The organism is Sphingobium sp. (genome assembly GCF_035511395.1).
Taxonomy (GTDB): Bacteria; Pseudomonadota; Alphaproteobacteria; order Sphingomonadales; family Sphingomonadaceae; genus Sphingobium.
On the sequence record NZ_DATKFP010000370.1, the window covers coordinates 1 to 7,321 of the forward strand.

Genomic DNA, 7,321 nt, shown 5'->3' on the forward strand with positions numbered 1-7,321 from the left:
GCGACAATTACACGCCCGCATAGTTGTCGCTGGCCGTTGCCTCAAATGCCATCTCATGGTAGCCCAAAATCACCACCCGGCGCAGCCGCCTACCGGCCATCATAATCGCCGCCGACCGGTCTCCCTAATTGCCGCGCTATACCCAAGGCTGCACCCATGGAAGACGTCCTTCTTCCAGTTCGGCGATCACACGTGCGGTAACCTCGCCATAAAGGCTCTGACGGTCAGTCATGACTTCTCACTCCTTTCCTCAACCGCCATTGACCGGCGCCAGGGTGGCGGGGGGCGGCAGGAGCGGACTGACAGCCCCGCCGGCTGAAGGCGGGGCGCACCCGAAGGGCTGAAACGAAGTGGAAGACCCGGCAGCGCAGCGGACGGGTTGCGGCCCGTCGAGGCGGGGCTACAGGGCAGCGACGCCCCCCGCCACCTTGGAGCCGTCAAGGCTCAACGCCGCCGTGCCGAAGGCGCGGCGACTGCTGAAGGGATGCGATGCATCCCGCCCCCCGCCAGCGATCGTCACGGCTATGCCGACGAGACGCCGCAGGTGGCTCGGTTGAGCGTCAGCGAAATAGAGCGCGGCCGCGCCTCGCGCGGGGCGGCCTTACCCGCTTGCGACGATGTCAGAATGAGGCCTCTTCAGGAGGGCGATTCTACCTGGCTCAATACCTTGCGAACGGCAGACTCGACATCGGCTCGCCAAGTCTTAAGCGCCTGCTCATTAAGGTCGCGCGCCAGTTCCTGCCCATGAAATCCGAGATAGTCTTCGATCGCATCCGCAAGATGCCCAGCAAACTGGCCCAGCCCATTGGGAAGCGCATCGAGCGCGCCGGGCCGCTCGGCAAGCGCCGATTCGACCGCCGCGCCCGTCAGCGGATTGCCGCATGTCAGCACACTCATCTTGATTTTAAGACGCGAGAGAAGAAGGTCAGTGCTCATGCGGCGTTCCTCAGTGCTTGAAGCAATTTTCGCGATGCCAGCTCAGAAAGCTGGGGTGCGGACGATCACCAGCCTGAAGAGGGGGAAGTGCAAAGCCGGTGCGATTGATCAGCCCGCGAATGGAATCGGCATCATTGGCTTGGCGGCTAACTAGGACCTCAAGGTCATCGCCTAGAGAGATCAGGCCCCGATCGAACATCCAATGCACGGTACCGGATAAGGCCAGACCATTGCTCACGATATCAGGACCGCCCTTTTCGACGGGCCTGATATGGGCTGCCTCGACCTCGGCCCTGCCGCCGCCATTGATGAGCTTGAGACCGGTAATCGCGCAGCGCGCATCGTAGGCGGTTACGACCCGGCGCCGAAACAGTCTATCGCGCTCCAGCCGCGATCCGAGATAGGCGACCCGGTCGCGCTCGATCTCGTCAACGAAGGGCACGCGCTCTTCCCGCAGGACCGAAACATCGGGCGCCCCCAAGCCAACGCGGGGCAAAAAGTCCGCTTCCTCGGCGGCTCTCAGATCGATGATCCGGTTGAAATCCTGGTTCGACAGCGGCCGCACCGCGGACTGGGCGCGGCCTGAAATCTTGCCGGTCTCGTTCAGAACTCCGCGCTCGACGATGCCAAGCGGGCCGTTGAACAGGACAGCATTGACGAAATCGAGATAGGACCCCGGCTCCAGAAGCGCCCCAAGATCGATCTGCGAATGACGAGGGTGGGCCGGTAGGCGTCCGTCCGGTTTAGAGCTGGGGTGCCGGGATAGCCGATGCTCGTGTGGGGCGGCAGCCGACCAGAATGCGTCGTTCGCCGATCGGATTTGAACAACAACTATCACCAGAAAAAGCCTTTCGCCTACCGCGAACCCCTCCGGCAGCGATGCGCCCCAAACAGTCCGCTCTGGGGCCAGGTCGGCCGGAGCCTGAGCCGTTCGCCCTGCGGCAGCAGGAAGTCGATCAGCAGGACGGCCTGTTCGGCAAACGCGCGTCCCCGCTCCGTCTGGGCGAGCCCATAGCGCGCCGGCACATCGTCGATATCGACAGGCGCGTTGCCGCAGACCGCCAAGCCCCACGCCAGCATGATCGCCAGCCATCGGTGGGACACGGTCCGTGGGCGACGCGTCATGACGGTGGCGAGAGCTTCAAAAGGATCGGCCCCTCGGTGCGGGCCGTCTCGAACGCCTGAAGCAGCTCCTCCGAGGTCGGGTTGGGAGTGATCATCGCGTTGGCGGAAAGGATCCGCCATTCGAGATTGGGATGCGACAGGCCGAGATCGCGGAATAGCGACGGGCTCCTCATGATATTCTCGCCGAAACGGTCGAGCATCCGCTTTGCCTGCAGGTTGAAGGCTAGTTCGGACAGCGCGATCGCGACCTGTGCGGCAACGATGCCCCTGTCCGAGCCCTTGTGCTCGAGCGCGGCCCGGACCGCCTCGGACGCATAGCGGTCGGCGGCGCGCTCGCAGACCTTTTGCGCGGTGTCGGTCATGTTGAGCCGGGCATCAACTGTTGCGCTCGCGGCGCCACCGCTGAGGGCGAGGCCGCACGGCGTCTTGCCCTGTGCGACATGTCCCGCCTCGTGCAGCAACATATAGGTGAGCAGCGACGTCCGATCGATGTCGAGGCGGCCGATGCCGGTGCCCATCTCGCCCACCAGCCACGCCTCGAGCCGGGCGTTGCTCAACAGGATGCAGCCGCATTCGTCATAGGTGCCGATCACTTCGCTCACCGCCAGGCTGTCGCTGGTCAGGGTATAGATCGCAACGCCGCGCTCCCGTCCGCGCCAGCCCGGGTAGAGCTTGATCTTTGCGTCGGGTCCGAGGATTGTTGCGGCCTTACGGATCGCGGCGCCCGCGATTACATGTTCGGTCGGCGCCTCGGAGAGGCCCAATGCCGTTGGGTCAGGAAACGGCGGCGCCTCCTGCACGCAAGCGGCAAGCGAGAACAGCCACGCGCACGCCCACCAGCGTCTCATCGCCCCATCTTGAGCGCGAGGTCGTCGAGCACCGCCTGCGCCTCATCCGCCGTCTTGGCGTCGAGGACTGCCTTGCGCGACTGGACGATCATCGTGCGCAGCTCGTCGGCATGCTTGAAATGCTCCTCCGCTTTCGTTGCTGCCAGACTGCCGAAAGCGGTGAGCACCGCCGCCGCGGCCGCAAGCAGCCCGATCGTGCGAGTGAGAGGGATGCTCAGGCCGCTCGTGTCGGGTTGTCCCGCAGGCGCGGGAAGCGGGCGACCGAGGAAGCCGATGATGAGCGTGATGCCGGCGGTGGCGGCGAAGCTCAGCCAGGCGCCGATCGCGCTCGCTGTCTTGAGGTGGCTGCCGGCCGCATTGACCTCGAGCATCTTCGTCCGCGCATCCGCGAACGCCTTCGCGATCTTCTCCGCGGGCAGCTGGAGATTGCCCTCGAACGCACTGCCGATGCCGAGCATGTTAGGGGCGGGATGAGCGCCGAACGAGAAGACGAAGGCGGCGACGACCCAGGCGATCAGCGCGATAACGAGAATGATGCCTATGATCTTGAACGCCATGGTCCTACCTCCTTATGCCAATGCTGTTGCCGGCTGCTGCGCGAGCAGCTGATCGAGCCGGTCCAGGATCGCGAGCTTGCGATCATATTTGCCTGAAGGCCGCTTCGCTCCAAACGGCTTGCGGCGCCTGCCTGAGTTGCGGATCGCCGCGAGCGTCTGTTCAGCGCCCAGCCGATCGGTCTGGAAGCGGATAGGCAGGGTCGGATCATAGGGGCCCTTGTCAGTCGCAGCGAACGCGGGGCCGAGGCCGGAGCCCTGCCAGATGTGGTTGTCGCCCGTCAGCCAGGACATATAGCCGCCGGCTGCAAGCGCGCGCGGGCCCGCGATGTTCTTCTGCCAGGAAAAGGGCGCCGATCCGTCGCTGAAAAACGCTGGCGTGCAGAAATCGGACAGCAGGATGCCGTCGATGCGATAGCCGCAGTCCCGGTCCTGCACCGGATCGCAGACCTCGACGACAAACTGCACCTGTCCCTGACCTGCGACCGGGCTTGGCCCCGGCCGGAGCAGTTCGCCCTTTGGGTCGATCATCATCTCGATCGCCTCATGGCTGACCGCGAGCGACACCTCGTTGGGGTCAGAGGTGCCGAGCACGACTGCGAAGGCATCGCCACTCTCCGTCCAGTGCGCACCGACGGCGCCGTCGAACGGCAGCCTGTCCTTGATGACGATCGGACTATAGCCCGCCGGCATCTCCATCAGCGTACCGAAGGTCGCGATCGTGCCGGTGACGGGCCAATGCCTGGCGACATCGCCCGCCAGCTGCTTGCCGACCGCCGCGCCGATCTGGTCGAGAAGCGCACGCGAGACGTCATCCGAGTCGCTGATGAGCGCGATGTTCTTCATCGAGGCCACTCCTCACTGGCTCGGACAGGTCGATCCCCCGGCCTTGATCACTGCCTCGCACGCCTTGATCTTGTTGTAGTTCTGCTGGGTCTGAAGCTCGTCGATCTCGGCTTTCTGGGCCTTAACCGTCGTCGGGGCGATCGTTCCGATTACGGTCGCCATGTCGCCGGCCGACCCCGAGATCGCGCCGCTGATCGTTTCTGCCCGCGCCTCCGAGGACCAGTTCGCCGAGGTCATGCGGCCATAATCGTCGAAGGCCAGCTCGTTCGTCCGCGTCTCGCCGAACCCCGCGTCGATGCACAGTTCGCGCGAATCCCACTGCCCGACATAGACGACCAGGGTCTTCTTCAGATCCGTGACCTTCTCGCCCTGGCCGACGACCTCGAGCGTCGCCCGGGTCGCATAGGGGATCGGAACCTTGAACCCGCAGTCGCGCGACGGATTGCGCGGGTGGAGCGGTACTACGGTGGTATAGGTGGTCGCTTCCGGCTTGATCGTCCAGGCGAGGCCATAGAGCTTGGTCACTTGGTCGGCCGTGTAGTTTTCGAACCAAGCCCCGAACGGATCCTTAACCATCGCCGATGCCGCAGCAGAGCCATCGCTCCCTGGATTGGCTTCAGGCAAGGTGACCGGTACGTTGAAGGTAATCGTCAGCGCCGTCTTGACCGCAGCTAGTTGCTTGGAAATCGCATCGATGTCGTCGCCCTTCGCCTTGGTCTCGGCCGGCGTTGCGGCAGGAGCCCCGCTTGCGGGCGGCGCGTTCAGGTTCTTGAGCTGCTCCGTCAGGGCTTTCGACCGTACGGTGAGCGAGCGCGTCAGGGCATTGCACTGCGGTATCGTCGTAACGGGCGCCGCCGCCAGCACGGGCAGGAGCGTCGCGACCGTCTTGAGGACATTGCCCGCGATCTGCGGTGTCCGGTCGGCGACCGTGCTGTTGATCCCGATCAGCACGTCGTTGCCATTCCTGGTGATCTTGAAGGAACGCTTGATCCGGGCCGACGCCAGGCTGGAGGCGGGAATGCTGAACGCCTTGGCTCCGGCTCCCGCCTGCGGCGTCACCGCGATCGAGCCGTCGACGCGGAACGTGTCGCAATCCTTGATCGTCATCGTCACCGCCACGACCGCGTCGGTGCGCGGCAGGCGATACTCCATGTCTGCACCATCGAGCGGCTTGGTCGTCGCGCAGCCGCCCAGACAAACGCCGAGGCCCAATATTACGAGCTGTCTCATGTCGCCCCCCGACGCTCGCGTCCCGCTTTGCCTCGAATCCCCTTTCGCGCGCGAGCAGGGGAGTAATAAAACATAGTTGCGGCAAGTTGTGTAGAGAAAACGTCCGCGCAGAATGCGTCCAGATCGGAGTAGAGTGACCAGGCGAATTGCCTATTTTGCTGTCGCGGGCAAAGAGGATCATCGAAATCCGGATGAATTAATGTCAACAACGCGTCTCGGCTCGCCCGGGCCCTGCCAGAGCGCAAACGGCCAGCGTCGGTCGGCCCATGAGATCAGAGGTGCAATCGCTAAACGTCGGCATTTGATAAGATCCGCCGTTCGCCACGCCGCAGTTGAACGGCAGAAATGTCCCAGCCCTGGCCATAACTGGACTGACCGCTCGTAGGCGCGAGTCTTTTCCAATTGAGCGACTGGGATGGGCGCGCTGCTGTCCGGCGGTTACGAGATAACGGAAACGGTGGACCGATTACAGAAGTCGTCGTCGTCGCGACGGGATCAAGCTGCGATCTATGGGCCCTACAGCAGGTCAGCACACTTCCAGCTGTTGATCTTTAGGCACTCGGTTAGGCGATCGACGAGACGGTGATTCATGCCGGCAGCCTGCATCCTATCCCGAACCTTCATCGCTTCACCGGGTAACCGCCCCGCCATCTCCCGAATTCGCCCGAAAACCTCTACCGGGCCTAGAGCGACCTCTTCGCACAGCTTTTCCCAGTTTCGCATTGATATCTCGCGAAGTCGGTATTTTCCGCCGATTTTCATTGCCAGCTTGATGCGCATGGGATCGAAATCATCGTACGGAAGGATGCTGGCAACGTCGTAGAGTGGGGCCAACCGTGCTTGCCCGCCACCGGCGATCAGCATCGAGTAATTCTTGGCGTGCGCATCGGTCCCCGCGATCAGCCAGTTGAACGCGACGGCATCGACGAACGTCCACACATCCTCGTCCGCCTCGCTAGAGCTTTGCCGAAGCAACTCGACAATCCGGCGGACTCCAGGCCCCCCTTCATTTTCGTATTTCATGGTCGGCAAGATACCGGCCACCTGGCACATATCTTCCTGGTGGACCCGGATGACGCCGCGCGCCGTGACCTGGCGATCGTACCGCTCGGTGACGAAGGCGACCTCGTCACCAAAGCGAACGACGCTCGACGTCACCGCAGGTAGCCCGAGGGCGCGGGCAAGTGCGAGACAGAAATGTTCGTTCTCGGCATGTCCATCGAAATCATGCCCGGGAGGCTTGAGAATATGGGTCGTAGGGATGCGCCCGCTGGGCACACCCCAGCGCCCGTCCTGCAACAGCAACGCCGTTTTCGGCTGCGCCCCTGCCAGACTGAACTGGCCGACGTCACCAGCGCGACGCCATGCCGAATGATCCGATTTCAGGGCACGCAGGCGCTCAGCGATCCCGGCCTCATCAAGCCACGCTATGTCATCACCGCCAGTCCGGAGGACGGCTTCGACACGCTCGGGTCGCACGAACTGCACCGCGCCCGCACAGTCCTCGCCAACCTGCGAGATCAGGGCAAACGCATTGCGGGCCGACACCTGGAAATTCTTTGCCCACCGGGCCAGCACGAGCTCGTTGTCGGGGAGCAGTCCCCAGATGTAGGCCTCGATGCTCTCGTGAGGATGTTCCAGGGCGGCAAGCGGCATGGACAGCGACAAGGGATAACTCCCCCGCGTTTCCCGCCAGTCCGCATCATAGACAAACTCGAGCTTGCCGCGTTCATTCTGCGTTACCCGGCCGACCGGGCGACCAGAAAGAAATACGATGAGTTC

General features: G+C 63.5%; 7 protein-coding genes and 1 pseudogene. All 8 read right to left on the reverse strand.

Going from position 1 to position 7,321, the window contains the following annotated elements; translation table 11 throughout:
* Positions 1 to 142: 142 nt before the first annotated feature.
* A pseudogene (locus VMR39_RS25490) lies at positions 143 to 232 on the reverse strand (ArdC-like ssDNA-binding domain-containing protein); the annotation flags it as partial.
* A gap of 404 nt (positions 233 to 636) precedes the next feature.
* A complete protein-coding gene (locus VMR39_RS25495; protein ID WP_325420499.1) occupies positions 637 to 936 on the reverse strand; it encodes a hypothetical protein in 300 nt (99 codons plus the stop codon).
* Positions 937 to 946: 10 nt separating this feature from the next.
* The gene (locus VMR39_RS25500; protein WP_325420501.1) at positions 947 to 2,029 is read right to left on the reverse strand and encodes an HNH endonuclease; all 1,083 of its coding nucleotides are present in this window, start codon (positions 2,027 to 2,029) and stop codon (positions 947 to 949) included.
* Positions 2,030 to 2,057: 28 nt separating this feature from the next.
* Positions 2,058 to 2,909, reverse strand: a complete 852-nt coding sequence (locus VMR39_RS25505) for a hypothetical protein (RefSeq protein ID WP_325420503.1) — start codon at positions 2,907 to 2,909, stop codon at positions 2,058 to 2,060.
* Positions 2,906 to 3,466, reverse strand: a complete 561-nt coding sequence (locus VMR39_RS25510) for a hypothetical protein (RefSeq protein ID WP_325420505.1) — start codon at positions 3,464 to 3,466, stop codon at positions 2,906 to 2,908. Before VMR39_RS25510 ends, VMR39_RS25505 begins: the two co-directional genes overlap by 4 nt.
* A 12-nt stretch (positions 3,467 to 3,478) precedes the next feature.
* Positions 3,479 to 4,309, reverse strand: coding sequence for a hypothetical protein (locus tag VMR39_RS25515; protein WP_325420508.1), 831 nt, complete (start codon positions 4,307 to 4,309; stop codon positions 3,479 to 3,481).
* A 12-nt stretch (positions 4,310 to 4,321) separates the two neighbouring features.
* A complete protein-coding gene (locus tag VMR39_RS25520; RefSeq protein ID WP_325420510.1) occupies positions 4,322 to 5,539 on the reverse strand; it encodes a hypothetical protein in 1,218 nt (405 codons plus the stop codon).
* Between the two features lie 516 nt (positions 5,540 to 6,055).
* The coding region (locus tag VMR39_RS25525) for a type II toxin-antitoxin system HipA family toxin (RefSeq protein WP_325420512.1) at positions 6,056 to 7,321 on the reverse strand (1,266 nt) is incomplete at its 5' end.

Bases quoted from the DNA above. Each gene is read 5' to 3' on its own strand.
- VMR39_RS25495 (WP_325420499.1), bottom strand. From the start codon at position 936: ATGAGCACTGACCTTCTTCTCTCGCGTCTTAAAATCAAGATGAGTGTG.
- VMR39_RS25510 (WP_325420505.1), bottom strand. From the start codon at position 3,466: ATGGCGTTCAAGATCATAGGCATCATTCTCGTTATCGCGCTGATCGCC.
- VMR39_RS25505 (WP_325420503.1), bottom strand. From the start codon at position 2,909: ATGAGACGCTGGTGGGCGTGCGCGTGGCTGTTCTCGCTTGCCGCTTGC.
- VMR39_RS25500 (WP_325420501.1), bottom strand. From the start codon at position 2,029: ATGGCTGGCGATCATGCTGGCGTGGGGCTTGGCGGTCTGCGGCAACGC.
- VMR39_RS25520 (WP_325420510.1), bottom strand. From the start codon at position 5,539: ATGAGACAGCTCGTAATATTGGGCCTCGGCGTTTGTCTGGGCGGCTGC.
- VMR39_RS25515 (WP_325420508.1), bottom strand. From the start codon at position 4,309: ATGAAGAACATCGCGCTCATCAGCGACTCGGATGACGTCTCGCGTGCG.